At 67.7% G+C, this 504-nt stretch carries 1 protein-coding gene; it reads left to right on the top strand.

Features of this window, described 5'->3' with window-relative positions:
- The coding region (locus IE294_RS47240) for an alpha-amylase family glycosyl hydrolase (RefSeq protein ID WP_268252904.1) at positions 1-504 on the top strand (504 nt) is incomplete at both ends.

Genomic DNA, 504 nt, shown 5'->3' with positions numbered 1-504 from the left:
GAGGCCAACCAGTGGCCCGAGGACGTCGTCGACTACTTCGGCGACTACCAGGCCGGCGGCGACGAGTGCCACATGGCCTTCCACTTCCCCGTCATGCCGCGCATCTTCATGGCCGTACGGCGGGAATCCCGCTACCCGGTCTCCGAGATCCTCGCCAAGACCCCGGCCATCCCCTCGAACTGCCAGTGGGGCATCTTCCTGCGCAACCACGACGAGCTCACCCTCGAAATGGTCACCGACGAGGAACGCGACTACATGTGGGCCGAGTACGCCAAGGACCCGCGGATGCGCGCCAACATCGGCATCCGCCGCCGCCTCGCGCCCCTGCTCGACAACGACCGCAACCAGATCGAGCTGTTCACCGCCCTGCTGCTCTCCCTGCCCGGCTCGCCGATCCTCTACTACGGCGACGAGATCGGCATGGGCGACAACATCTGGCTCGGCGACCGCGACGCCGTCCGCACCCCCATGCAGTGGACCCCCGACCGCAACGCCGGCTTCTCG

This window comes from Streptomyces canarius, assembly GCF_014650735.1.
GTDB classification, from domain to species: Bacteria; Actinomycetota; Actinomycetes; order Streptomycetales; family Streptomycetaceae; genus Streptomyces; species Streptomyces olivaceoviridis.
Note: the sequence above shows the minus strand (reverse complement) of the source record. Positions and strands in the feature narration are given on the sequence as shown.